This is a genomic window from Kurthia zopfii (assembly GCF_003143955.1).
GTDB lineage: Bacteria > Bacillota > Bacilli > Bacillales_A > Planococcaceae > Kurthia > Kurthia zopfii.
Map to the genome: position 1 here is coordinate 1 of NZ_QFVS01000018.1, position 25123 is coordinate 25123.

At 37.7% G+C, this 25123-nt stretch carries 30 protein-coding genes; 10 read left to right on the forward strand and 20 right to left on the reverse strand.

The window, feature by feature from the left end; genetic code table 11:
- Positions 1 to 375 precede the first annotated feature (375 nt).
- The 3 genes from DF281_RS07775 to DF281_RS07785 all read right to left on the reverse strand — a co-directional run bounded on the left by DF281_RS07775 (position 376) and on the right by DF281_RS07785 (position 1679).
- Entirely contained in the window at positions 376 to 690 is a 315-nt protein-coding gene (locus DF281_RS07775; RefSeq protein ID WP_109349698.1) for a DMT family transporter, read from the reverse strand.
- Entirely contained in the window at positions 690 to 1028 is a 339-nt protein-coding gene (locus tag DF281_RS07780; RefSeq protein ID WP_109349699.1) for a DMT family transporter, read from the reverse strand. The genes DF281_RS07775 and DF281_RS07780 overlap by 1 nt, the downstream gene beginning before the upstream one ends.
- Positions 1029 to 1106: 78 nt before the next feature.
- Complete coding sequence (locus DF281_RS07785) at positions 1107 to 1679, reverse strand: TetR/AcrR family transcriptional regulator (protein WP_109349700.1); 573 nt, start codon at positions 1677 to 1679, stop codon at positions 1107 to 1109.
- A 133-nt stretch (positions 1680 to 1812) separates the two neighbouring features.
- On the opposite strand from DF281_RS07785, the gene DF281_RS07790 reads away from it, so the two are divergent.
- A complete protein-coding gene (locus DF281_RS07790) occupies positions 1813 to 2871 on the forward strand; it encodes an ABC transporter ATP-binding protein (RefSeq protein ID WP_109349701.1) in 1059 nt (352 codons plus the stop codon).
- A 270-nt stretch (positions 2872 to 3141) separates the two neighbouring features.
- Here DF281_RS07790 and DF281_RS07800 read toward each other — a convergent pair whose 3' ends face one another.
- Positions 3142 to 4071 carry a helix-turn-helix transcriptional regulator gene (locus tag DF281_RS07800; protein WP_109349703.1) on the reverse strand — a complete coding sequence of 310 codons (930 nt, stop codon included), beginning with the start codon at positions 4069 to 4071 and terminating at the stop codon, positions 3142 to 3144.
- Positions 4072 to 4232: 161 nt separating this feature from the next.
- Here DF281_RS07800 and modA point away from each other — a divergent pair, with 161 nt between their 5' ends.
- Together modA and modB are read left to right on the forward strand one after the other, a co-directional pair.
- Positions 4233 to 5024: a molybdate ABC transporter substrate-binding protein gene (gene modA / locus DF281_RS07805; protein WP_109349704.1), complete on the forward strand. Its 792-nt coding sequence runs from the start codon at positions 4233 to 4235 to the stop codon at positions 5022 to 5024.
- Positions 5025 to 5027: 3 nt separating this feature from the next.
- The gene (modB, locus tag DF281_RS07810; RefSeq protein WP_109349705.1) at positions 5028 to 5684 is read left to right on the forward strand and encodes a molybdate ABC transporter permease subunit; all 657 of its coding nucleotides are present in this window, start codon (positions 5028 to 5030) and stop codon (positions 5682 to 5684) included.
- Positions 5685 to 5776: 92 nt separating this feature from the next.
- Here modB and moaD read toward each other — a convergent pair whose 3' ends face one another.
- From moaD to DF281_RS07835, 5 genes are read right to left on the reverse strand one after another with little or no spacing between them, the layout of a single operon-like run.
- Entirely contained in the window at positions 5777 to 6010 is a 234-nt protein-coding gene (gene moaD, locus DF281_RS07815) for a molybdopterin converting factor subunit 1 (protein ID WP_109349706.1), read from the reverse strand.
- Complete coding sequence (locus tag DF281_RS07820) at positions 6003 to 6482, reverse strand: molybdenum cofactor biosynthesis protein MoaE (protein WP_109349707.1); 480 nt, start codon at positions 6480 to 6482, stop codon at positions 6003 to 6005. Before DF281_RS07820 ends, moaD begins: the two co-directional genes overlap by 8 nt.
- Positions 6463 to 6996, reverse strand: a complete 534-nt coding sequence (gene mobB / locus DF281_RS07825) for a molybdopterin-guanine dinucleotide biosynthesis protein B (RefSeq protein ID WP_109349708.1) — start codon at positions 6994 to 6996, stop codon at positions 6463 to 6465. The genes DF281_RS07820 and mobB overlap by 20 nt, the downstream gene beginning before the upstream one ends.
- Complete coding sequence (locus DF281_RS07830; protein WP_109349709.1) at positions 6966 to 8255, reverse strand: molybdopterin molybdotransferase MoeA; 1290 nt, start codon at positions 8253 to 8255, stop codon at positions 6966 to 6968. The genes mobB and DF281_RS07830 overlap by 31 nt, the downstream gene beginning before the upstream one ends.
- A gap of 12 nt (positions 8256 to 8267) precedes the next feature.
- On the reverse strand, positions 8268 to 9284 hold the full coding sequence (locus DF281_RS07835) for a MoeB/ThiF family adenylyltransferase (protein ID WP_109349710.1): 1017 nt from the start codon (positions 9282 to 9284) through the stop codon (positions 8268 to 8270).
- Positions 9285 to 9378: 94 nt separating this feature from the next.
- On the opposite strand from DF281_RS07835, the gene DF281_RS07840 reads away from it, so the two are divergent.
- The 3 genes from DF281_RS07840 to moaC are packed head-to-tail and all read left to right on the forward strand — an operon-like array spanning position 9379 to position 10933.
- Positions 9379 to 9873, forward strand: a complete 495-nt coding sequence (locus DF281_RS07840; protein WP_109349711.1) for a MogA/MoaB family molybdenum cofactor biosynthesis protein — start codon at positions 9379 to 9381, stop codon at positions 9871 to 9873.
- The gene (locus tag DF281_RS07845) at positions 9870 to 10445 is read left to right on the forward strand and encodes a molybdenum cofactor guanylyltransferase (protein ID WP_109349712.1); all 576 of its coding nucleotides are present in this window, start codon (positions 9870 to 9872) and stop codon (positions 10443 to 10445) included. The genes DF281_RS07840 and DF281_RS07845 overlap by 4 nt, the downstream gene beginning before the upstream one ends.
- Positions 10445 to 10933, forward strand: a complete 489-nt coding sequence (moaC, locus tag DF281_RS07850) for a cyclic pyranopterin monophosphate synthase MoaC (RefSeq protein ID WP_109349713.1) — start codon at positions 10445 to 10447, stop codon at positions 10931 to 10933. Before DF281_RS07845 ends, moaC begins: the two co-directional genes overlap by 1 nt.
- Before the next feature lie 65 nt (positions 10934 to 10998).
- Here moaC and DF281_RS07855 read toward each other — a convergent pair whose 3' ends face one another.
- From DF281_RS07855 to DF281_RS07870, 4 genes are read right to left on the reverse strand one after another with little or no spacing between them, the layout of a single operon-like run.
- A complete protein-coding gene (locus DF281_RS07855; RefSeq protein WP_109349714.1) occupies positions 10999 to 11781 on the reverse strand; it encodes a formate/nitrite transporter family protein in 783 nt (260 codons plus the stop codon).
- A 44-nt stretch (positions 11782 to 11825) separates the two neighbouring features.
- Complete coding sequence (gene moaA / locus DF281_RS07860; protein WP_109349715.1) at positions 11826 to 12842, reverse strand: GTP 3',8-cyclase MoaA; 1017 nt, start codon at positions 12840 to 12842, stop codon at positions 11826 to 11828.
- Positions 12843 to 12871: 29 nt separating this feature from the next.
- Positions 12872 to 13672: a formate dehydrogenase accessory sulfurtransferase FdhD gene (fdhD, locus tag DF281_RS07865; protein ID WP_109349716.1), complete on the reverse strand. Its 801-nt coding sequence runs from the start codon at positions 13670 to 13672 to the stop codon at positions 12872 to 12874.
- A 13-nt stretch (positions 13673 to 13685) separates the two neighbouring features.
- Entirely contained in the window at positions 13686 to 14033 is a 348-nt protein-coding gene (locus DF281_RS07870) for a Na-translocating system protein MpsC family protein (RefSeq protein ID WP_109349749.1), read from the reverse strand.
- A 617-nt stretch (positions 14034 to 14650) separates the two neighbouring features.
- On the opposite strand from DF281_RS07870, the gene fdhF reads away from it, so the two are divergent.
- Genes fdhF through DF281_RS07885 form a run of 3 tightly spaced genes read left to right on the forward strand, consistent with a single transcriptional unit; the run spans position 14651 to position 19134 of the window.
- On the forward strand, positions 14651 to 17590 hold the full coding sequence (gene fdhF, locus DF281_RS07875; protein WP_109349717.1) for a formate dehydrogenase subunit alpha: 2940 nt from the start codon (positions 14651 to 14653) through the stop codon (positions 17588 to 17590).
- A gap of 3 nt (positions 17591 to 17593) precedes the next feature.
- A complete protein-coding gene (locus DF281_RS07880) occupies positions 17594 to 18070 on the forward strand; it encodes a helical membrane plugin domain-containing protein (protein WP_109349718.1) in 477 nt (158 codons plus the stop codon).
- 17 nt (positions 18071 to 18087) lie between these two features.
- The gene (locus DF281_RS07885; protein WP_109349719.1) at positions 18088 to 19134 is read left to right on the forward strand and encodes an Mrp/NBP35 family ATP-binding protein; all 1047 of its coding nucleotides are present in this window, start codon (positions 18088 to 18090) and stop codon (positions 19132 to 19134) included.
- A gap of 48 nt (positions 19135 to 19182) precedes the next feature.
- Here DF281_RS07885 and DF281_RS07890 read toward each other — a convergent pair whose 3' ends face one another.
- Positions 19183 to 19476, reverse strand: a complete 294-nt coding sequence (locus tag DF281_RS07890; RefSeq protein ID WP_109349720.1) for a hypothetical protein — start codon at positions 19474 to 19476, stop codon at positions 19183 to 19185.
- Between the two features lie 113 nt (positions 19477 to 19589).
- Between DF281_RS07890 and DF281_RS07895 the strand changes: the two genes are divergently transcribed.
- Complete coding sequence (locus DF281_RS07895) at positions 19590 to 20273, forward strand: Dph6-related ATP pyrophosphatase (protein WP_172461976.1); 684 nt, start codon at positions 19590 to 19592, stop codon at positions 20271 to 20273.
- 65 nt (positions 20274 to 20338) lie between these two features.
- Here the strand turns inward: DF281_RS07895 and DF281_RS07900 are convergent, their stop codons facing one another.
- The 6 genes from DF281_RS07900 to DF281_RS07925 form a co-directional block, all read right to left on the reverse strand.
- Complete coding sequence (locus DF281_RS07900; RefSeq protein WP_109349721.1) at positions 20339 to 20605, reverse strand: hypothetical protein; 267 nt, start codon at positions 20603 to 20605, stop codon at positions 20339 to 20341.
- 36 nt (positions 20606 to 20641) lie between these two features.
- On the reverse strand, positions 20642 to 21334 hold the full coding sequence (locus tag DF281_RS07905; protein WP_109349722.1) for an ABC transporter ATP-binding protein: 693 nt from the start codon (positions 21332 to 21334) through the stop codon (positions 20642 to 20644).
- On the reverse strand, positions 21331 to 22503 hold the full coding sequence (locus tag DF281_RS07910) for an ABC transporter permease (RefSeq protein ID WP_109349723.1): 1173 nt from the start codon (positions 22501 to 22503) through the stop codon (positions 21331 to 21333). Before DF281_RS07910 ends, DF281_RS07905 begins: the two co-directional genes overlap by 4 nt.
- Entirely contained in the window at positions 22500 to 23525 is a 1026-nt protein-coding gene (locus DF281_RS07915) for an FtsX-like permease family protein (RefSeq protein WP_109349724.1), read from the reverse strand. The genes DF281_RS07910 and DF281_RS07915 overlap by 4 nt, the downstream gene beginning before the upstream one ends.
- Before the next feature lie 222 nt (positions 23526 to 23747).
- Positions 23748 to 23957, reverse strand: a complete 210-nt coding sequence (locus DF281_RS07920) for a hypothetical protein (RefSeq protein ID WP_109349725.1) — start codon at positions 23955 to 23957, stop codon at positions 23748 to 23750.
- 398 nt (positions 23958 to 24355) lie between these two features.
- On the reverse strand, positions 24356 to 24901 hold the full coding sequence (locus DF281_RS07925; protein WP_109349726.1) for a DUF2247 family protein: 546 nt from the start codon (positions 24899 to 24901) through the stop codon (positions 24356 to 24358).
- Positions 24902 to 25123 lie beyond the last annotated feature (222 nt).

Consider the following 25123-nt stretch of genomic DNA (forward strand, 5'->3'; position numbering starts at 1 on the left):
AAAAAAGAAACATATGTTCTTATCTAAGCTAAAAGAAAAAGGCGATAAGACCTTTATATCAGTTTTCGAGTTACCAACGGTAACCCTCAAACTGAACGGTATTCATCCCCCACTTATAGAAGATGGGAGAATTCTACCGAACAGATGTTAAACAAAATTGCATTACGCTTAATCGTTAGCAACTAATCTCTAATCAAAAAGAGTAATGCAATTTTATTTTTTTAAAATCCTCCTCATTTCACACACAAAAAACCGTAACAAACCTACTTAAAACAACATTTCTCTCCTTTAATCACCTTTCATAAATAATATCTTTTTGCTAATCATAACAAAAAAACGAGAAAGGAGTATCCTCCAATCTCAGTTAATTTATATTTATGAAACTGCTTTTAAACCACTCACACCGATAATAATGACAATTACGGCAATGATTCTTCCGATACTTTTCGATTCTCCGAAAAATAACATATTAATAACGACAGCAATCGCAGTACCGATTCCAATCCATACAGCATAAGCGATACTTACTTGTAAGTAATTGAACGATGCATATAATAAAACGAATGCTCCACCAAAACCACCGAATAGGAGAAGTAAGTTTTGAAGTTTTTTCTCCATGCTATATTTTTTCAGACCGATTACACCAACTGTTTCCAGCAATGCCGATCCCATAACTAAAAGCCAACCCATTAAACTCGCTCCTTTCTCTCAGCAATTGTATCTGCAATATTTAATAAAATAACTCCGACTACGATCACCGCGATGAAAATAATTTTCTCCGTCGTCAATGTACCATCAAATAAGTACACGTCCATTAAAGCTGTCCCTACTGTACCTGCCGCTGCGAAAATAGCGTAGACGGTTCCTGTTGGCAAGTTTTCACATGCCTTCGCTAAAAACCAGAAATCGACAATAATGATTGGTACAATAATTGCCCAATGCCACCATGTTGTCGCAACATTAAAACCATAAATCCAAACTAATTCAGAAATACTTGTTAATACTACAAAGATCCAAGACTTATTCATTGTCCTACCTCCAAAATAATGAATGAACGTCATTCATTTTATACCGATAAAAAAATACTAATGAAGTATTAGCATTTTTTATATATTTTTACCCAATCCATTCATTATAAATGTATGTAGGTTATTCTTTACATGCTCCACCTGAATTGTCGGTGCGTAATCAAATAAATAGATTTGTTCGGCTGTCGATTCAATTGACCCCATAATAATGCGGGCTACAATACCGCTGTCTAATTCCGAATTTATGCCGCCAGTCAATTTCGCTTCTTCAATCACTTCGAAAATCCAATCGTATAAAGGTTGATAAATTTTCTCCCATTGCTTCACTTCTTCAGTCTGCGTCAGCCCAGAGTAAACCAATTTCGTTAATTCCTGATACGCACTCGTATTGGCAAAAATCGTATCAATACACTTCTGCATCTTCATCGTAATCGATTCGCTACGATCAATTTGGCTTAATTTCTCATGTATAATTGTCACCATTTGCTCAGCAATTGCTGGCATAACAGCTAATTTCGTCGGGAAATATAAGTAAAAAGTGCCCTGTGCAATACCCGCGTGTTTGACGATATGGGAAATCGTTGTTTTCTCGATTCCATTCTCTAAACATAATTGAATCGTTGCATCAATAATTCGTTGTCTTTTATCCATCGTATCCCCCTAAAATGAATGACGTTCAGTCATATTATATACAGTAGAGAAACGGAAATCAACCGAGTCGAACTTTCCGCACTTCTGAAATATATGTTAGAATGACAGAAATTCATTCGAACGGAGGTTCATCATGTCCTTTTTACAATTACAAGCGATTGAAAAATCGTTTGAACAATCAGCACCCGTCTTACAAAACATTCATCTCCAAATCGAAGAAGGTGAGTTTTTCGTCTTAGTTGGCCCTTCTGGATCAGGAAAAAGTACTTTACTAAAATTAATTGCAGGTCTTGAAACTTGTGATCAAGGGCAAATCATTTTAAATAACGAAGCCATTGAAAAACAATCGCCGAGAGAAAGAAATCTTTCGATGGTTTTTCAAAATTACGCACTTTATCCTCATTTAACCGTTGCACAAAATATTTTATTCGGCTTAAAACGTAAAGGAATTGATGCGAAGGAACAACAAATTCGTTTGAATCATAGCGTAGATTTATTAGGACTTACACCTTATTTAACACGGAAACCAAAAGCTCTTTCTGGTGGGCAAAGACAGCGTGTAGCACTTGCCCGAGCAATTGTTAGCCAAGCGCCTCTTTGCTTAATGGACGAACCATTATCTAATCTAGACGCAAAATTACGTGCGCAAATGCGTTTAGAAATTAAGCAATTGCAAAAATCACTCGGCTTAACAACGATTTACGTCACGCATGATCAAACGGAAGCGATGACGATGGGCGATCGCATCATGGTTTTACATAATGGTGAAATCCAACAGGTCGGCACGCCACTTAGTTTATATAATGAACCTGCAAATCTATTTGTTGCGCAGTTTATTGGCTCGCCTTCGATCAATACAGCAGATGCGATTCTGAATGGCCATACATTAACAATTGAACAAAGATATACGATGGAACTTGCACCAGAAATTGCTCAAAACTTACCGCAGCAAACACCATTCATCATTGGTGTACGACCAGAAACACTTACTTTCGGTGATACTTTTGATTTAGAAGTAACTGCTCAAGAACAACTCGGACATGAAACACAAGTAAAACTCCAATTCGCCGAGAAAAATTGGACGGTTGCTTTACAAGGTCAGCATCCATTTAAAAAAGGCGACCGTATTCAGCTGGCCGCCAATGCATTACTATTTTTTGATGCACATACAAAACAAAGAATGAAAGCATAGCGACCTGCTATGCTTTTTCTTTGTCTTTCAACTTTACAATGCAAATGAGTAAAAATAGAATGACATACACCATCAAGTAAACAAACCAATAAATCCTCCCCCAATTGATGAAGAAAAGAAGGATGCATATAGGGATTGCATTGAGTAGCGCAAGAATCGCTGACTCGAATAAATTGCTCAAAAGTAAATTAAACTTCTTTTTCATACGATTCACCACCTAACATTTACCATAACATAAAAAAGACTGAGAAAAAATTCTCAGCCCATTACTTATAAACTTTCATAAATTACTTTACCCATATTTTGAATCGAGTATCCACCTAATGCGGCAACCTCATCTTGGAATTCCGAAGATTGTAAGATGGATTTCACCGTTTCCACTAGCTGCTCATTTTCAGGTGATTTGAATAAGACAATATCATAACTCTCTTCTACGAGCGGAATGAAATCAACATTGACAAGTTTGGCGATTTTTTCGATGCCTACCGCTAACTGCGCATGACCTTGAGCAACTGCCGAAGCTACGTCTAAATGGCTTTTCTCCTCATCATCGTATCCTAAAATTGTCGCACGCGGAATTTCATGAACACGTAATTTCTCGTCTAATAATGTACGCGCGCCTGAACCTTTCTCACGATTAATGATGCGTAAATCCGGTTTCGTAATATCTTCAAATGATTGAATGCCAAGCGGATTACCTTTTTCAACATAGAATCCTGCCATTCGTGTAAGCAAATGAATTTGAATATACGGATGACTGACGAAAATCTTTTTCAAATAAGAGGTATTGTATTCACCTGTATCACCATCATACATATGCATACTCGCAATATCACAATCGCCATTATACATCGCAAGAACCCCATTATAACTACCTTCATGTGAACGTAAAATCTTCACTTTTTGGTCTTTCTCAATATACTTTCCTAGTAAATCGAGTACGAGATCCTGTCCACTAATGATCACTTTTTTCTTCTCTGAATCATGCTGAACTTGTTTCGGCGTTGCGACTTCTTTTACCGAACTACCTGTTTTGCTTTTTTGAATATATTTTTGTAAATCTTCTTGATCGACACGCATTTGGCGTCCCACTCGGTAGACTGGGAGCTCTTCTTTTTTCACTAAATCATATATAGTAAGTTTCGAAACTTTTAACAGCTGCGCAACTTCTTCAATCGTATAGGAATAGTCTTGTGGCATGTAAATTCTCCTTCCACGCTTCTCTTTCTAATAGTAACGTATTTGTGAATATTTTGGCAGAAAGAAATATTATTTTATATTTACCCTTCCATTTTGAGTTATAACTAATTATAATTGGTTATGTCTTGTTATAACGAGCTATAAAAAGGAGTTCAATTTCTATGAAAAAGCTTTATAGTTTATTTGCAACAGTTTTATTATTAATGGCCATTCTTACAGGTTGTTCAAGTACGGATACTTCGAAGGAATCTTCATCAAAACAGACGACGGAATTAACTGTTTCTGCCGCTGCTAGTTTGCAGGATGCCTTAGTGGAACTTCAAAAGACTTACGAGAAGGAACACACAGATGTTAAACTACAATTCAACTTTGGTGGTTCAGGTGCTTTACAACAACAGATTTCACAAGGTGCACCAGTCGATTTATTTTTCTCAGCTGCAGAAGATAAATTCGACGCTTTAGTAGATAGCAAAGTCATTGCAAAAGAAAACGGTGTTGATCTTTTATCAAACGAATTAGTATTAGTCGTGCCAAAGAACAACGAGAAAAAAATAAATTCATTTAACAATTTAAATAAAGCTTCAAAAATTGCGCTTGGTACACCTGAAGCAGTACCAGCTGGTCAATACGGTCTTGAAACATTAAAAGCGATGAAATTATGGAACAAACTAGAATCAAAAGTTGTTTATGCAAAAGATGTTCGTCAAGTGTTAACTTATGCAGAAACAGGGAATGTAGATGCTGGGATTGTTTATAAAACAGACGCTTTAACTTCTGACAAAACGAAAATTGTCGCTACAGCGAAAAATGATACACACACACCAATCATCTACCCTGTAGGCGTAATTAAAGAAAGTAAACATTTTAAAGAAGCAGAAGCTTTCTACGACTTCCTTCAAACAGATGCGTCAATGAAAGTATTCGAAAAATATGGTTTTAAAGGAGCGAAGTAAGTAATGAGTACCGAATTTTGGACTCCTCTCAAGCTGTCGGTTCAAATTGCATGTATAGCAGGCATCATCGTTATGATTGTTGGCATATTATTAGGCAAATGGATGGCAAAAAAACAGTTTCGAGGGAAGCTATTTTTCGAAACGGTACTCCTTCTACCGCTCGTGTTACCGCCTACTGTCGTAGGTTTTCTACTCATTATTATTTTTGGAAAGAACAGTTTTGCTGGTGAAGCAATCGTCTGGTTATTCAACGCACCTGTCATGTTTACATGGTGGGCGGCAGTAATCGCCTCGATTGTTGTAGCCTTTCCGCTAATGTATCAATCTACGAAAACGGGGTTCGAAGGTGTTGATGAGGATATCGAAAACGCTGCGCGAGTCGACGGCGCGAAAGAGTGGCAGGTCTTTTTCTTCATCTCCATTCCCCTAGCATCAAAAGCCATTATATCTGGCGGGATTTTGAGTTTCACACGCGCACTTGGTGAATTCGGTGCAACTTTAATGTTTGCTGGGAATATCCCAGGCAAAACTCAAACTGCTCCCCTCGCAATTTATATGGCGATTGATTCGGGAAATATGTCATTAGCATGGGCATTGGTTATTAGTATGATTATCATTTCCTTCCTTATGCTTTTATGCGTCCACCTAATAAGAGCGTAAAAAAAATACTTTTTATTCGAGCTGATTCATTCCTGTCAATCAGCTCGTTTTTTCATACAAAAAAACTGCCCCTTTTCAAAGGAGCAGTTCTTTTAACCTCCACTAATTGGTGGAATGAACGCGATTGTATCGCTATCTTTTACAATTGTTTGATCAACCGCAAATTCTTCATTAATCGCGGCCATCACTTGTTTTAGTGATAGTAATGGATATTCATTTTCTAACCAATCTTTAATTTCAGCAACTGTTTTACCCGCAAGCGGTGCTGCTAAATTACTTTGGCCCATCGTCTCTTGTAGATGTGCAAAAAATAAAATCTCAATCATTTTGCGACTCCTCCTCTAACTCAGGATGCCCTTTCGGATAAGGTACATTTTCTAATTGATCGCCAATCCAAGCCGTCCCATCTTCCCAATGTTCTTTTTTCCAAATCGGAACAATTTGTTTAATACGTTCAATGGCAAATTCATTTGCTTCATATGCCACTTTTCGATGTGGTGAAGATACAGCAATGACTACGGCAATATCAGAAATTTGTAAATGACCAACACGATGTGTAATCGCCACTTTTACTTCCGGCCATTTTTCTAACATTTCACGCTCGATTTGTTCAAGCATTTTCACTGCCATCGGTGGATACGCCTCATACTGCAATGACAATGTTTTCTTGCCTTTCGTCATCTCACGAACCGTACCGATGAAAAGTGTTACTGCTCCTGCATTTCGACTCATTACTTTTTGGCGAATCGATTCGACATCAATTGCCTGCTCTATAATTTCAAACTTCTTCGTTTGCATTTTGAACCCTCATTTCCTTACATAAAAAAGGTATATATTGTTGGCGATCATCAATCGGGAATGCCGGATAATAGTCTGGAATCTTCCCTGTATAAGTTGGCCAATAGAGGACACACACGATATTCGAAAGTTGCTCCACAAGCTCATAATCTTCCGCCATTTGTAAAATAACGATTTTCGGATAATGCTCTTTTTTATACCCCTCTATAAAAATCATATCAATTTCAAAGTGATCATACAAAGAAATGATTTGCTCTAAAGTCCATTCCTTCTTCTGTACATTTAATCGTAAAGTTCCGTCACCTTCAACCGCTGTAACGGTAGCGCCTGCTCGCTCATGCCTCGCACTATCTTTCGTACTTTCAAAATCAGGTTTGCCACCATGACCATGATGTTTGATGGAAGCTACTTTCATGCCAAACTCAACAGATTGCTTAATTAATTGCTCCATTAAAGTCGTTTTACCACTGTTTTGATAGCCGACTACTTGGAGTATTTTTTGATATTGTCCCATGGCCACTCACTTCCCTGTAAATCATCAAGTAGTAGCACATCGACGAACATATTTTTTTCATAACCTCGTGAACCACCAGGTAAAACGATGAATGCATCCGCAGTTGCAAGCGAAGAAACAGCACTCGATTTATTGAAACCAGATGGTGTTGCGATTAGTTGACCTTGATCATAATGAACCGCGGCACGAATAAAGCGCGTAAATGGATTCGCTTTTGTGAAATCTTCACCTAAAACTGCTTTTTCACGACGTAAATGTGGTTGATTACTACCAAATGCTTTGCGAATAATCGGACGTGTAAATAATTCAAATCCGACATAGCAAGCAGATGGATTTCCTGATAACCCGTATAATAATTTGCCATCCAATGCTGCGACAGTCGTCACGCTTCCTGGTCTCATCGCCACTTTATTGAATAATACTTCCGCACCGATTGCTTTATAAATCGCTGGTAAATAGTCATAATCACCAACGGATACGCCACCAGTTGTAATCAGTAGATCGACTTCCGCTAACGCTTTTTTCACTTCTTCAATACATACGTCTAAATCATCGCTAAATTTACCGAAGTATTTAAATGATGCACCCGCCCTTTCGATTTGAGCCATCGACATATATGCATTACTATTTCGAATCTTACCTGGCGCAAGTGCTTCATCAGGTTCTAATAATTCACTTCCTGTTGCGATTACCCCAATGATTGGCTTGCGGTACACAGGCACTTTCGCATAACCAAATGTTGCAAGTAACGCGACAACTCCCGGATTAATATACTGTCCTTTTTCAATTAGCACTTCACCAATTTTGACATCTTCACCTTGATAAGAAATATTCGTGCCTGCTTCATATGCACGATTGATCGACATAAATGTTTCGCCATTTTGTACTTCATTCTTCGTCAATTCCAACATTACGACCGCGTCACATCCTGCTGGAATCGGCGCTCCTGTCATAATTCGTACTGCTTGAAAAGCTTGAACTTCCGCTTCATAAACAAAGCCCGCACCAATTTCTCCAACTACTTTGAATTGAACTGGATTTTCCTTCGTCGCTAATTCACTATCGACCGAGCGAATTGCAAAACCGTCATAAGGTGAACGATCAAAAGAAGGTACATCTTGATCGGCTGCGATATCTTCAGCTAAAAATCTCGCGTTTGAATCCGTCAATGAGACCCATTCCACTTTTTCCTCATACGCAAATTCCATTACTTTCTTTACCGCTTCGGACACCGCTATTGGATTTCTTCTCTCTAACATACTCAACACTCCCTATCCTAATAATTGATAATAGATTTTCTTCGCTTCTTGCTCATCTTTTACACCATGAATCACAACTCGACCATCTTGGAAAAGAACAAATCGAAAGTCATCCGTTTGATATGACAGTAAGTATGGATTACTTTGAACTTTACCTTGTGATTCTAGTTTAGATTTCAATGCTTCAAAATCATATTTTACTGCTTTTGGTGGTCGAATTTGTACGGCATCTCGTCCACATAAAATATCTAGTTTCGTTTGATTTTCATATGCTAAGTATGGGTGCGTCGCATTTTTCCCACAGCATGGGCAATTTTCATTACGCATCTTTTCAACATTTATGTCGAAGTGCTGATTTTGCCAAACATCGAATGTTTTATATTTCTTATGAATAGCTTCGTTGTTATTTGTTAATAATTTCATCACTTCAGCGACTTGGTATGCCGCGACAATTTGAACTGCTGGGCTAATAATTCCAGCCGTATCACATGTCATTCCAGATTGTGGAATCACATCTAATAAACAGTGAAAGCATGGCGTTTCGTCTGGAATCACAGTGTACACAGCGCCGTAACTACTAACGCATGAACCGTATACCCAAGGAATTTTATATTTCGCGCTTAAGTCATTTAAAATAAATCGAATGTCGAAATTATCGGTCGCATCAATTAGCACATCCACCGTTTCAAGTAATGACGGCAATACTTCACTTGATGCATCTAAAATATGCGTTTCAATTTGAACATCTAAATTAATTGCGTGTAATCTCGTTTTCGCCGCAACAACTTTCGGTAATTTCTCTATCGCATCCGCTTCCGTATAAAGTTGCTGTCTTTGTAAATTACTCCACTCGACATAGTCTCGGTCAATTAGCGTCAACTTCCCAACACCTGCTCGTGTTAGAGCTTCTGCACTAGCACTTCCTAATGCACCTACACCAACGATTAATACATGTTTTTGACGTAATAACTGTTGGCCATTTTCACCAATGGGACGAAATAATTGTTGTCTTGAATAGCGATCATCCATCGGAATCCTCCACCTTTCTCATTGTCATTTTAATTTGACGTTTTCATTTATAGCTTTATAATAAACACAAAATACTAAGAAGGAGGTTGCTACTATGCACCCCTCTCATAATGAAGTTGTGATTTCTACTGCAGTTCTTACTGTAAGTGATACGCGCACGAAGGATACGGACACTGGCGGACAGCTCATTCAGTCATTACTCCAAGATGCCGGTTTCGCTGTTGCAGATTATTGCATCGAACGCGATGAACCTACACAAATTGTTCAGCAATTACTAGATTGGTGTCGCCAACCTTCGATTAATGCCATCATCATTACAGGTGGTACAGGATTTTCGCCTCGTGACCAAACCTTCGATGCAGTTACACCTCTTTTTGAAAAAGAGATGTCCGGTTTCGGCGAACTTTTTAGATCCCTAAGCTATGAAGAAATTGGACCACGCGCAATGTTTAGTCGAGCAGTCGCAGGTTGTCGCCAAGAAACAGCGATTTACTTACTTCCCGGCTCAAAAAATGCCGTCGACTTAGCGATGCAAAAGCTAATACTTCCAACCGTACAACATTTCGTCGGGGAGTTGAATCGCCGATGAATATTGCAGGTGTCCTTTTAGCTGGCGGACAATCTTCTCGTTATGGACGACCTAAAATGTTCGAGCCATTCGAAGGCATTCCTTTGTATCAACATAGCCTCAATGCTTTGAAGCAAAACAATCTCTCGACAGTAATCGTGACGACAAATGATGAATTACGCCCTTTCTTCCAAGAAGATTCGGAGATTACATGGGCTTTAGAAAGTACGAAGCATCAAGGACCACTATTCGTCTTGTACCAACTACTTGTCGAAAACCCTTCTGTTGATTGGTTTTTCCTAGTAGCTGCTGATATGCCTTATATGAACGCGGCTTTCATTGAAAATCTTGTCGCACAAATCGAACCACATCTTGATGCAATCATTCCGATTCAAAACGAGCGTATGCAACCACTTGCTGGTTTGTACAATCGATCAACACTTGAAAAAACCGCCGAATTGGTCGCAAATAATCGCCGAAGCATGAAAGCACTTCTCGATTCTGTTTGCGTTCACTATAGCTCATTTTCAAACGAAGACCCAACTTTTACAAATATTAATTACCAAACTGATTGGCCAAAAGGAGACTCATAATGACAAATTTTACACACTGGAACGAAGAAGGCAGACCGAAAATGGTCGACATTTCTGATAAAGACGCTTCAAAACGAACTGCTATTGCACGTAGCACAATCACACTTTCAGATGCTGTTTATACAGCAATCCAAAATGGCGGCATCAAAAAAGGTGATCCAACTCAAGTGGCACAAATCGCTGGCATCATGGGTGCTAAAAAAACATCTGATATTATTCCGATGTGTCACCCGATTATGTTGCAAGGAACTGATTTCACTTTTGATTATCAAAAAGCCGAAACAGGCTATGAACTTCACATTGAAGTTGCTGTAAAATGTAGTGGCAAAACAGGTGTTGAGATGGAAGCATTAACAGCTGTAACCATTGCAGCACTTACATTTTATGATATGTGTAAAGCTATTGATAAATCAATGGTCATTAAAGAAACTTACCTCGTTCAAAAAACAGGTGGAAAAAGTGGCACATTCAACCATCAATCAATCTAATATTTGCACGGAAAAGGATGAATCACGCTATGGCACGATTCATCCTTTTCTTTTTTGTGACCTGATTATTTTGTTGCTGTTTTTTTCTTTGTATAAGCTACGAAGTAAATTGCACCAACGAATATTGCGCCACCTACTGCGTTACCTAAAAATGCTGGTACGACATTTGAACCTAAATCTGCCCAAGTTGCGTGACCTGCAAAAATTGCTGCTGGAATTACGAACATATTGGCAACAACGTGTTGGAAACCTAATGTTACGAATGCCATTACAGGGAACCAAATACCTACGATTTTACCGATGAAGTCATGTGCGCCGAATGATAACCAAACTGCAAGACATACTAACCAGTTACAACCGATCCCTGAAACGAAAGTGTGTAAAAATGAATCGCCGATTTTAGCATCAGCAATTGCGACTGTTTTATCTAAAAATACGCCTGTTTCTGTTAACCCTAAATAATGTCCAAATGCAAATGCAACAAATAATGCGCCAAGTAAGTTCGCTATTGTAACCCAAAACCAGTTATTTAATAATTGCGTGAAAGTGATTTTTTTTGCGTATAAAGCTAAGGGTACGGTCATCATATTACCTGTGATTAAATCTGCACCTGCTAATAAAACAAGTATTAGTCCAAGTGGGAATACTGCTGCTCCAACTAAAGTGATGAAACTTCCCCACTCAGCCGGCATTGCTGCCATTACGCGAATGTCTAATAAAAATCCTAATGCGATAAATGCTCCACCTAAAAATCCTAGAACGAGCATTTTTGTAATTGGTGATGCGACTTTCTCTACACCAACATTTACTGCGATATCTGCTATTTCAGCAGGTTTGTTAAAAGCCATTAAAAATTACATCTCCTCAAGTATCTAAATATCTAAGTTGTCTATTACCCGCCGATATGCGACATTTCAATTTTTGTTTTTCTACGTTCTTGAATTGTCTGCTCATTTCGTTCATCAGAGTAACGGTCTTTTCTGTTCTCCCATACACTCGAAATACTTTCTGTAATGGCTTCATCATTTAATTCCCCACGAAGTAATTCACGTAAATCAGTTCCTTTTGTAGCAAACAAACAAGTGTACAACTTACCTTCCGCCGAGATTCGCGCACGAGAACATGTCGAACAGAATGAATCCGTTACGGATGAAATAACACCGATTTCTGTTTTTTGATCTTTGTATTCGAATCGTGATGCGACCTCGCCTTTATAGTTCGGGTCAGCTGGTTGAAGTGGTGAAAATTCATTCACTTTGTCGACAATGTCTTTTTTCGAAACGACATCATCTAATCGCCAACCATTTGAATTACCTACATCCATATATTCGATGTATCGAAGAATGTGTTGTTTCTCTTTGAAAAATTCAGCCATCTGAACAATATCTTGATCATTGACACCCTTTTTCACAACCATATTAATTTTTACTTGCAGCCCAACTTCCGCTGCCTTTTCAATTCCTTCTAAAACAGTTTTTACTTTTCCTCGACGACCGTTCATTTCAAAGAAACGATCTTCGTCTAAAGAGTCCAAACTAACCGAAACTCTCGCTAAACCTGCATCTTTCAAAGGTTGTGCAAATTTCTTGAGCAATGCGCCATTCGTCGTCATCGCAATATCTTTCACACCATCTACCGCATGAATCATACGGATTAAAGTCGGTAAATCTTTTCGTAATAAGGGCTCTCCTCCTGTAATACGAATTTTCTCTACACCCAGTGACACAAAGATTTTGACAAGTCTTTCGATTTCTTCAAAGCTCAGAATTTTATCGTTCGGTAAAAATGCGTAATCTGGTCCAAATACTTCTGCTGGCATACAATAGCTACAGCGGAAATTACAACGATCTGTTACGGATATTCGTAAATCCCTTAATGGTCTTTGAAGTTGGTCTTTAACATTGTTCATATAAAATTCCTCCTTCTTCACTAATCCAATTAACGTTCGTTCTGTAATTGAATGCGTTTTTCGTGCGTATAAACATTCATCGCGTCTTTTCTTATAAATCCAACAGTCGTAATCCCTAAATTATCCGCTAATTCTAGCGCTAATTCAGTTGGTGCCGATTTTGAAAGTACGATTTCACAGCCGATTTTAGATACCTTCAGTAAAATTTCTGAAGAAATACGTCCGCTGAAAACGATGATTTTATCTTGCATACTAATATTATTTCGAAGACAGTAACCATAGATTTTATCAAGCGCATTATGTCGCCCGATATCCATTCGACTTAAAACAATACCATTTTTATCACAAAGTGCCGCATTATGCACGCCACCCGTCTCCTGAAAAACAGCTGCAGAATTTTGCATCTCTTTCATCAGGCGATAACAATCATCCGGTGTCACAGTTACGTGAACTTCTTCCATTTTCTTCGCAACAAGTGCATCATTCGCAAAAACAAAGCCTTGTCGACTAGCACCACAACAAGAAGTAATATAGCGTTTATTTTGCATCTGTTGGAAATAAGGATTCACTTTCTTCGTCTTCACATGAACAAAGCCTTCCTTCTCCTGATGCCAAATTCGTTCGATGTCATCGTAACCTTTAATTACTCGTTCCGATGCCAAATAGCCAATCACCATGTCTTCCACATATTCCGGTGTGCAAACCATCGTGACAAACTCTTCTTGATTAATTTTTACTGTAACAGCGTATTCCGTCACTACAGTATCCTCAACCTTCTCGACTTCATTCCCAACAATTCGAAGTATTTCTCTTTTTACTGTGTTTTCCATCTGGCATCTCCCTCTACTGACTGATCGTATCCTCAAAGACAAATACAGAGATGGCAATATCTTCTTCAATTTTAATATCTGAAAAAAGATGAACAAGTTTCGAACCCATCAACTCCTCCATGCCATCAGGTGTTTTCTCCGCATATAGATCCTGAATCATCGAAGTTCTTGCCGCATGGACCATTTTCACTCCGTCCAGCGATTTTGCGATGAATTTTTCAGTGGGCGTCACATTTCCTGTCAATGTAGACACCGCCATATTTTCCACGAAAACGGTATGAATTCTCTCGGGTCCTTTACCAAATAAATCCTTTCGTAGCTTGCGAATAATATCATTAAATTCATGAATTTTTTGAGACATAACTATCATTCTCCCAACTTCTTTTTACTTAATTTTACCATTCTGACTATGCGTGCACCCTTACAATTGGTTAATGATAAAGCAACTGAAAAGAAATTTAAAGTTCTTTTTTAAACGAGAATCATTCTCACCAAACAATATTTCTTATATGTTATTGTGTAATTTAGTGAATAGGTCTATACTTGTTTCAGTTAATAAAGGTTTTTTCTTTTTATCGTTATTTTTGGTTTTTCCCTATTCTTTTTGAATGGGCAATTGCTATTTTTGGCGTTAATGAGTGAAATCTTTTATTTAAAATCTATACTAATTTAAAAAGTAGATTGGATTTTTAGCAAGGTTTGCTAAGAATTTTATCCACCATGTACTCTTAACATCCAGATTCTCTGTATGTTGATTCATGGTGGATTTTTTTTTACAAAGTACGGTTACACAGATAATCACAAGTTAAATATTTTTCGCATTTTTCCATATTTCCATCATATTTTTGAGGTTTTCGGGAATAGAACGTATAACAAGACAAAAATTTACGTAAAGCTCAGTTCACTATTCCCGATTTACTTTCAAAGTTAACTTGTCGATTATAAAGTACCGAATTTTAAAAAACGGAGGAAATAACCATGACCCAAATCAAAATTAACGGTTTGTCTTATGACGTTGCACAGGACGCTACAATTCTTGAGACAATCAACAAACATAAAATTGAACATCCCCAAGTTTGTTATGTGCCATCAGTCGATCCCATTCAAACTTGTGATACATGTATCGTAGAAGTTGATGGACAACTAGTACGCTCATGCTCTACTAAAGCAGTTGACGGCATGAATATCCAACTTGATTCTACAAACGCAAAAGCAGCACAAACAGAAGCAATGGATCGTCTATTAGAAAACCATATGCTGTACTGTACTGTTTGTGATAACAACAACGGCAACTGTACGCTGCACAACACAACGGAAATGATGGGCATTGAACATCAGAAATATCCTTTCACTCAGAAAGAAGAACCTGAAACAGCCGTCGATTCATCACATCCTTTCTACCGCTACGATGCGAACCAATGTATCGCTTGTGGTCAATGTGTAGAAGTATGTCAAAACCTTCAAGTAAACGAAACTCTATCTCTTGATTGGGAAGCTGAAAAACCTCGTGTCATCTGGGATGAAGGTGTAGACATCAATGATTCATCATGTGTAAGTTGTGGTCAATGTGTCACAGTTTGCCCGTGTAATGCCCTAATGGAAAAATCAATGCTTGGTGAAGCTGGCTTCATGACAAGTATTAAACAAGATACATTAGATCCAATGATCGACTTAATCAAAGAAGTTGAGCCAGGCTACAGCGGCATCTTCGCAATTTCTGAAGTTGAAGCAGCAATGCGTAGTAAACGTACGAAGAAAACGAAAACCGTTTGTACTTTCTGTGGTGTAGGTTGTACATTCGAAGTTTGGACGAAAGATCGTAAAATCTTAAAAGTTCAACCATCTGAAGGACCAGTAAACGCAATTTCAACTTGCGTGAAAGGTAAATTCGGTTGGGACTTCGTCAATTCTGAAGAACGTATTACAACACCTTTAATTCGTAAAAATGGCGAATTCGTTGAAGCTTCATGGGATGAGGCACTTGATTTAGTCGCTTCTAAACTAGGCGGATACAAAGAAGAATTTGGCCCAGGTTCAGTCGGCTTCATTTCTTCATCAAAAATCACAAACGAAGAGAACTATTTAATTCAAAAATTAGCACGTCAAGTATTCAATACGAATGACGTAGATAACTGTTCACGTTACTGCCAATCTCCTGCAACTGACGGCCTAAACCGTACAGTCGGAATCGGTGGCGATGCCGGAACAATTAAAGATATCGCAAAAGCTGGTTTAGTCATCATCGTTGGGGCAAACCCAGCTGAAGGTCACCCAGTTCTAGCAACTCGCGTAAAACGTGCCCATAAATTACATGGTCAAAAACTAATCGTTGCGGACATTCGTAAAAACGAAATGGCAGAACGCTCTGACATTCACATCCGTCCAAAACAAGGTACTGACCAAGTATGGTTAATGGCTGTTACGAAATATATGATTGACCAAGGTTGGCATGATGAACAATTCATCCAAGATAACGTAAATGATTACGAAGCATTCAAAAAAGTGTTAGAAAAATACACACTTGATTATGCGGTTCAAGAAACTGGCCTACCGAAAGAAACAATCATCAATATCGCTGAAATGGTGCGCGATGCAGACGGTACTTGTATCCTTTGGGGTATGGGTGTTACACAAAATACAGGTGGTTCATATACATCTGCTGCAATCTCAAACTTATTATTAGCAACTGGTAACTACCGTCGTCCTGGCGCTGGTGCGTATCCATTACGTGGACATAACAACGTACAAGGTGCTTGTGATATGGGTACATTACCGAACTTATTCCCTGGTTACCAAAAAGTAACGGACGATGCAGCTCGTGCGAAGTTTGAAGAAGCTTACGGCGCTAAAATCCCTGCTACTCCAGGTCGTACAAACCCTGAAATGATTCAAGCAATCGCTGAAGGAAAAATGAAAGCAATGTACATCGTTGGTGAAGATATGGCGTTAGTTGATGCCAATGCAAACCACGTACATGAAGTATTAGAACAACTTGAATTCTGCGTAGTAGAAGATGTATTCCTTTCTCGTACTGCTCAATATGCAGATGTTATTTTACCAGCATCACCTTCACTTGAAAAAGAAGGTACATTCACCAATACAGAGCGTCGTGTACAACGTCTATACGAAGTACTACCTCCTCTTGGTGATTCACGTCCTGACTGGCGCATCGTTCAAGATGTTGCAAATCGTCTTGGCGCGAATTGGAACTTTGAACATCCAAGTGAAATTTATGCAGAGATGGCAAGCCTAACTCCAGTATTTGCTCAAAATAACTACGATGTCATGGAAGGCTGGAATAGCTTCGTATGGGGTGACCCAATTTCTGGAGCGAATACACCACTATTATTCGTAGACGGCTTCAACTTCCCAGACAAAAAAGCTCGTTTTGCATTAAACGACTGGGCTTCAACTGTTGAATATGATTGCCAATATGACTGCCATATTAACAATGGTCGTATGCTAGAACATTTCCACGAAGGTAATATGACGAACAAATCGACTGGGATTCAATTGAAAGTTCCAGAAATCTTTGTTGAAGTATCTCCTGAATTAGCGAAAGAACGTGGCATTGAAACAGGTGCATTATTACGCTTAGTATCCCCTTATGGCGCATTAAAAGTACCTGCATTAATTACGGATCGCGTACAAGGAAATGAATTATTCTTACCAATGAACTCGACTGATAAGGAATCATCAATTAACTTCCTTACAGGTCCACAAAGTGATGCCAATACACAAACGCCTGCTTACAAGCAAACGAAAATTCGTGTAGAAGTATTAAAACGTAAAGGAAGAAATCCACTTCCAGCGACGAACCCTCGTAATAAAAAACGCCATCCACAAAATGGTGTTGAAGTTAACCGTAAATGGGATCGTCCAGGCTACGTACACTTAACGACGAATGAGGGGGAATAATAAATGGCTACACCTATTAATTCAATTAGAAAAAATGTTTTAACAGATGAGCAGATTACGGAGCAAAAATTAGATAGCTTAAAGCAATTAGTATCTGAAAATGATAGTGCCGTACAACAAATTCTGAAACTTGTCGGTGAACTAGATTCGATTGGCGCTTTAGAAGCAGCAAATAAAATGCTTGAAGCAAAAGAAGAAGTTGCCAACATCGCACTAGGTCAATTAACGAGTAAACCAGTAACGAACATGATCAACAACATGATGGGCGCTGCTGGGGCGCTTGCTAGTTTAGACCCTGCTGTAACAGAGAAATTAGTCGGTGGTTTAATGAGCGGTGTCGATGAGGCGAATAAAGCAGTCGCTGAAAACGATAAAATCAGCACATTCCAATTAGTACGCATGATGAAAGACCCGGACGTAAACCGCGCGATGAATTTCGGTATTCATTTCCTTAAAGGTCTAGGTAGTAATTTAAAATAGTAAGGTGGTATACCAATATGTTAACGAACGAAAACGTTGTGAATGCACTGAAGGATGTCAATGATCCCGAGCTTCATAAAAGCGTAGTTGAGCTAAATATGGTCAGAAATGTTCAAATTAACGGTACTGAAGTATCTTTAGAAATCGTCTTAACAATCCAAGGCTGTCCTCTAAAAGCAAAAATCCAGCAAGATGTGGAAGATGCAATTAAGGCACTTGGTGCGACGAAAGTTTCTTTACAATTTGGCACGATGACTCCTGAAGAACGTCAGATTTTAACTGCTTCTTTGAAAACACAAAATGTGGACGGTCAAGGTATGCCTAAAATGCTAGCACCAGACTCAGGTGTCCAATTCATCGCAATTACGAGTGGTAAAGGTGGCGTTGGTAAGTCGACTGTCACAATCAACTTAGCAACTGCCCTTGCTCGTATGGGCAAACGTGTCGGCATTGTTGACGCAGATATTTATGGTTTCAGTATTCCAGCCATGATGCGCGCACAACAAAAACCTACGATGATCGACAAAACAGCAATTCCTGTTGAAATCGCAGGCGTGAAAATTATGTCGATGGGCTTCTATACGAAGGATAACCAACCCGTTATGTGGCGTGGTCCGATGTTAAATAAATGGATTCGTAACTTCCTAGTCAACACACACTGGGGAGAACTCGACTACTTATTAATCGACTTACCGCCAGGCACAGGTGATGTAGCAATTGATGTTGCAGCAATGATTCCCCAAGCGAAAGAAATCATTGTGACAACACCACATAACACTGCATCATATGTAGCATCTCGTGCTGGCATGATGGCACTTCATACGAAACATGAAGTACTTGGTGTCGTTGAGAACATGGCTTACTTCGAAACACCAGACGGCAAGAAAAATTATATTCTTGGCGAAGGTGGCGGCGACAACTTAGCACGCTCTTTAAAATCTAGCGTCATCGCTCGCGTACCATTCGCAAAACCCGAAGAAAACAGAGGTTCATCTATTTACGATGAAGACTCTGTCGTTGGTGAAGTATTCACAAGTCTTGCAGAAGATTTAGTTTACGCATAAAGAAAACGCCTCTTAGCTATTACAGTCTAAGAGGCGTTTTTTTCGATTTTAATTCATATATCCCGCTTTACGAAGCAGTTGCATAAAGTAGAAGCGATACGTATTTTGAACGAAACTTTCCAATGAAAGCCCTACATTCAATTGATATTTAGAGAAAATGAAGAAAAAACGCTTATCCCATTTCGAACGTAGTAACACGCCCGCTTCTTCCCCATACTTTTCCGTAAATTCTACAATTAAAGGCTCAATCATATGCGCACAATGCTCTTTTAAATTACCTAATGCATCCGCATCTTTATCTTGTTGGAACTGTTTAATCCATAGTTTTAACTGCTCATCCATACTAAAAAACATCCTTTTCTATCGAGTTTCTTCCTATTTAATATTATACTATTTTTTAATACCGGTTGCTCGTCATTCAAACCGACCGATTAAGAAATGGAGTGAATCAACTCGTGACAGAAAATCGATGGATTCCCGCAATTGAAAATAAAGCATTCGTCGCTTCTTATAGCGGTGGCAAAGATAGCAGCCTCGCCCTTTATAAAGCGATGCAATATGGCACAGCAATCGGCCTCATCGTCATGTTAGAAGAACAAGGCGAAAAATCTCGCTCACATGGAATGCCGCCCGAAATCATTCAAGCACAAGCAGATGCAATCGGATTACCAATTTTCGCAGCCGCTTCAAATTGGGCAGACTATGAACAAAACTTCATTAATCTATTAGAAAACGCCTCAGATACAGGAGCCGAAACGCTTGTCACTGGTGATTTAGATGTCGTCGGCCACGCCGATTGGAATGAACAAGTAACCCAAAAAGCAGACCTCTCCCTCTGTATGCCATTATGGGATGTCGGTCGAAAAGAAGCAGTCGACGAACTCATCCAACTCGGCTTCAAGACGATGGTTGTCACAGTGAACACATCTCTCGGCATGAACGAAGACGATTTAGGGCGCATCATGACAATGGAATATGTCGATGAACTCATTCAGCGTGGCATCGATCCATGCGGCGAAAGTGGCGAATTTCATACAACCGTATTGGACGGCCCACTATTCAAACACCCAATCGAAGTGCAGCAACATCCCATACTTCGTCACAACGAGTACGCATTTCTACCACTAACATTGAAATAGGCTATAAAAAATGGAAACTGCATTATGGCACAGTTTCCGTTTTTGTGTTGCGAATGTTTAATTTCCTAAGCAATTCGATTCTTCAAATACACTTCGATTTTGCTAATAAGTTCTTCCACTTGCTCATCGGTTTTAAGAGGCGAATTCAAAATCACTTCTGCAATCTCCCCATGCTCAAAAAATACACAATCTTCCTCATACTTCTGAAAAATTCCCGGAGCATATTTCCCGACAATTTTCATTTTCGACTTAATCTTCTTTTCTGGACTTCTAAAATCCAGCATCGTCAATAAATTAAATACAATATCCACAATTAGTTCAATCACAAACATCGAATCATTCCTTAAATGGACTATCTTTTAATCCTATTATAACTCACACACCTCATGTAAATGACCATCTTCAATTTGAAAAATACGCTGACATTGTTCGGCAATTTGCAAATCATGTGTGACAATAATAATCGTTTTACCTTCAGCGTGTAAGCTATGCAAAATACTCATAATTTCTTTTGAAGTTGCTTGATCTAATGCGCCAGTCGGTTCATCAGCAAGTAATATAGCAGGTTGATTTATTAAAGCTCGTGCAATCGCCACTCGCTGTTTTTGTCCACCTGATAATGAAGTGACATTTTGATTCTCTTGATTAGACATATTCAACTTTTCTAATAGTGTGTTTAAATTTTTCTTTCGTTTATTTCTTTTGACTTTATTTTTTTCATAAGTGAGTGGTAGTAATACATTCTTCTTAACCGAGTAATCTTCAATTAGAGAAAAATCTTGCATAACAAAACCAATCGATTGATTGCGTATATTCGCTAACTCTTTATCTGTTTTCCCTTCAATATTCAAACCCTTAAAAAGATATTGACCAGTCGACTGTGTATCAATGCAACCTAATATCCGTAATAAAGTAGACTTCCCCGACCCAGATGTGCCAACAATCGCGATGAGATCTCCCTCACTAATCGTAAAATTCACATCTTTTAATGCATGTACTTTTTCATTTGAAGCAATTGGATAAACCTTTGATAAATGTTGGACTTCTATTAGTTTCTTCATGATTTTCTCCTTAGCATTTCATCAATTTTCATTTTTCGAATTCGAATAATCGGTATAATCCACAAAATCAAACACGAAATAACCGTTACGATGAATGACAGCTGGAATTTATGAATTATAAAAATAACAATGCTATTCGCAATGACGAATAAAATCATTAATTGGCTACATAGACGTACAATCACTTGGTTTTTAGTCGCACCTATTAAAATATGAACACCTAAGTCAAACATATATTTTCGAATAAATTGCAAATACGATACGGTAATACTAATCAATGTAAAGGCACTAATTAAAATCGTCAGCATTAGTTGCATTTGAATCCACTTTCTCTTATCTTCCAACACATACGGTACTTGTTTACTCAAATCACTATAAATAAAACTAATATGACCTTGTTGTTGGATTACCTCCATTAAATCTCGTAGATCTTGTTCGTTCGAAGTTGGAATAAATGACGAGCTAATAATCGAATAATAATCTGTATTATCTTCTAAAACTGGTGTAGGTAGTAAAATCATTCGATCTAGTTGTATGAAATCTTTCGATGCAGCAAGATTCATATAACTCATATTTTTTTCTAAAATCCCGATTACTCGGAATCGTTCTTCATCACTTGTAAACTCACTTCCCACTTGTAATGATACGGATAAATCTGCACCAATTACAACCGAAGTAGGTTGCTTTGAAGGAGATAAATCTTCTTTTTGAAAATATCTTCCCTCTGCCATTTTCAATTGGGCATAATCATAAAATGACTGATTCGCAAAAGTTAATACATCAATATATACTTGATGCCCTTCAACAATCAAATCTTTTACATTCTCTTTAAAATAACGTAAATCAAAAGGATACGAAGTCGAATATAATGAAAATGCTTGGCTATCTTGTTTCTCATAAATTTCTTTATAAATCTTTTTATATTCTTCCAAATGAGCAGATTGATTCAAAGTACGATCCAACTGTTTTTCAGTTGTTAAATCGTGAAAATAATAAATCGGCTCTGATTTCGTCACCCGCTCCACTTCTTGTTTCATATTTGATAAATCTTTTATATTATCTGTAACAAAGTTCGCAATACAAAGTAATAGTATACATTGAATTAATAATAATAGCGAAAGCCACTTACGTTTCCATAAGTCTTCTAATGCAAATAGTAGTTGTTTCATTTAACTTTTTCGCCCCTTTTTACGATATGAGATTGATCATAATATCGAATACTCGGGTAAGCGATACTCGTCCCTAATACGAAACAAAAAATAAATGAATACACTACCGCATCCAATCGAAATGACTGAATTAAAATATCAAATAGACCAAGTTGATATATTGCATAGGCAATAAGCGTACCAACCAAGAAACTACAACTAACAATGAGCCAATAATCTTTTAATAAATCCCATTGAATTCCTTTTGAACTGCCACCTACTAAGTACCGAATTTGAATTTCTTCTTTTCTCGACTCAATCCAAGTAATGATTGTCGCAATCGTATTTATGACGATTAATATTAATGTCAGCATTAACACAACGAGTAAAATCATCTGTTCTTTGAAAACGAATGTGATTCTTTCTACTATCGACAATTGATTTGCAGTTAATTCAATATTTAAATGTGCATAGTGCTTTTGAAAATCATGAACAAATTGCCTCAACTTCTTTTCAGCAATTCCATCAATTAAAAATTCACCTTCAAAAACATTTTGTTCATTCATCGAATAATAAATTGTACTATTCATACGCAAACTATCATTCGGATTATTAAAAGTTCCATACACTATGTAATCTTTCCCAAAAGCATGAATTACTTTTCCATCTGAGCGATTCATACTATTTTGCTGAACATCTTGATCGATGAAAGCACTTTGATCTGGTAAATGCTCAATACGCTTCTCACTAGCTAAGCGAAATGGATAGTTTTGAAGAAAAATCTCTTTACTAACATAAGAAGAATCACGCTTCATCAATATAAATGACGATTCTTTCTCACGAATAAAATCAAGCCAAGTTTTTACACGAACTGACTCACCTTCGTCCTGAGACACAACCATTTGAAAACTCTGTTCAGTCAAACCATCTTCCAACTTGCCACTATTTTCAAAAGAAGCCGCAAGCGATGAAAAAACTAAACAAACAAATACAACAAATATAATGTAGTAAATAAATAAGTATAATGATTTTTTATATGGCATCCTTTACCCCTGCTTAAAATTATTCATACTGTTTCTTTAACATACGTTTCGTCATGTTATTCTCATAACAAGCCTAACATACCCTTTATTTTACATTCAATAAATATACTGTGAAAACAAAATTTTTGCTTAGAAAGCATAAAGAGTAATCCCTCTTTAGACATAAAGAAGCATTACTCTTTTCAAAACGCTTATAAGATTGTCTTACTTCCTAGCTGAAGTCTATTTCGTTGCTTTACTTATACCGAAAATAACCAATCCGATGCACAAGAGTGAAAAAATGACCGCCCACATACTTCCTTCTCCGAATAACGCAGTTAACACGACTTCTCCCCGCGGAACACCTAACGCATACAGTACTGGTAACACAAAAATGATCGTAATAAAGCCGATGATGAAAGTTAATGTAAGTTTCTTCTTCCTACTAGCCATATATTCCACTCCCCTTATCCAAATTACCAAGCGTTGACTACTATACCCGAATTAATGCAACAATCTATTGTTGATCACCACTTTTTGAAGAATAAAAAAAGATCCCTTTAGAATACTATAACCTAAAGGGATAAATTGGTAAATGTTAGTTTTTTAATGAAACAAACAGAATCAACACGATGGCTTCCTGTAGTTACAGAGGAGTTCCTTCCTTCTGAAACTCCCTCATTCTTTTAAAATTACAGGATGTAACGATTGAGTGTCCAACCGATTTTGACGAAAGCATTGCAGGTCGGCCATTTAAATAGCTATATTGAAGAACTCGTAAAAAAATGTGGAATTATAAAAACAAAATGATAGGAATCTCATTAAATCTTTTCATACTTTGCAACAGAACCTTATTTATTAAATGTTTTTTCTGATTCAACCAAATATTTTTCAATTGCTTCCAAATAACTCATCGACTCATTTGCCTCATCACTGTACCCAATAATCCCCGCTAACTCAACAGGATATTCCAGATCCTCAAATAATACTAATAACATTTCAAAGAGCCCATTTAGAGGGATGGGAGGCGTATCGTTAATAAAAACCGGTGTTCCTCGATTTGAGAAAAGCCAAAAAATTATAAGATAGCCCCATTTTCTTTTCATCTCATTTTCATTTTGTAAAGCTTCTTCTTTAGCAATTTGTGTTAGTAAATTTTCTACTAAAGAAAGCTCCGAATTATATAAACTTGCCAATTGAAAATGAAGTGATTTAGAATCTTCACTTGAGCTTATAGTTGCAATAGCGTATTCTATTGCTGTTTGTTTTGAAGTATAACCTGTAAGAATACCATATTGTAATTCTCTCCAAGTAAGACTATTTATTTTTTCTCTAATGAAATTATAAGGAACTTGAATCGATAGGGAATTTTTCTTCTTTCTAATGTGATCATTCATTCATTCATCTCATCTCCAATTATTACCTTGAGGTTTCCCAGTATACCCTTAACCTACTCTAAACACTTATTGTTCCACCAAGATTTAGAATCTACAACTATACCGATCCTCTACCTTCTTGAATCCACTTTTCAACTTTAGATGTTCTAGTTCTTTTTGACATAAAAACACCCCTTTAGATTACTATAATCTAATGTTGGTTTGAAATAAAGTTTGATTAAA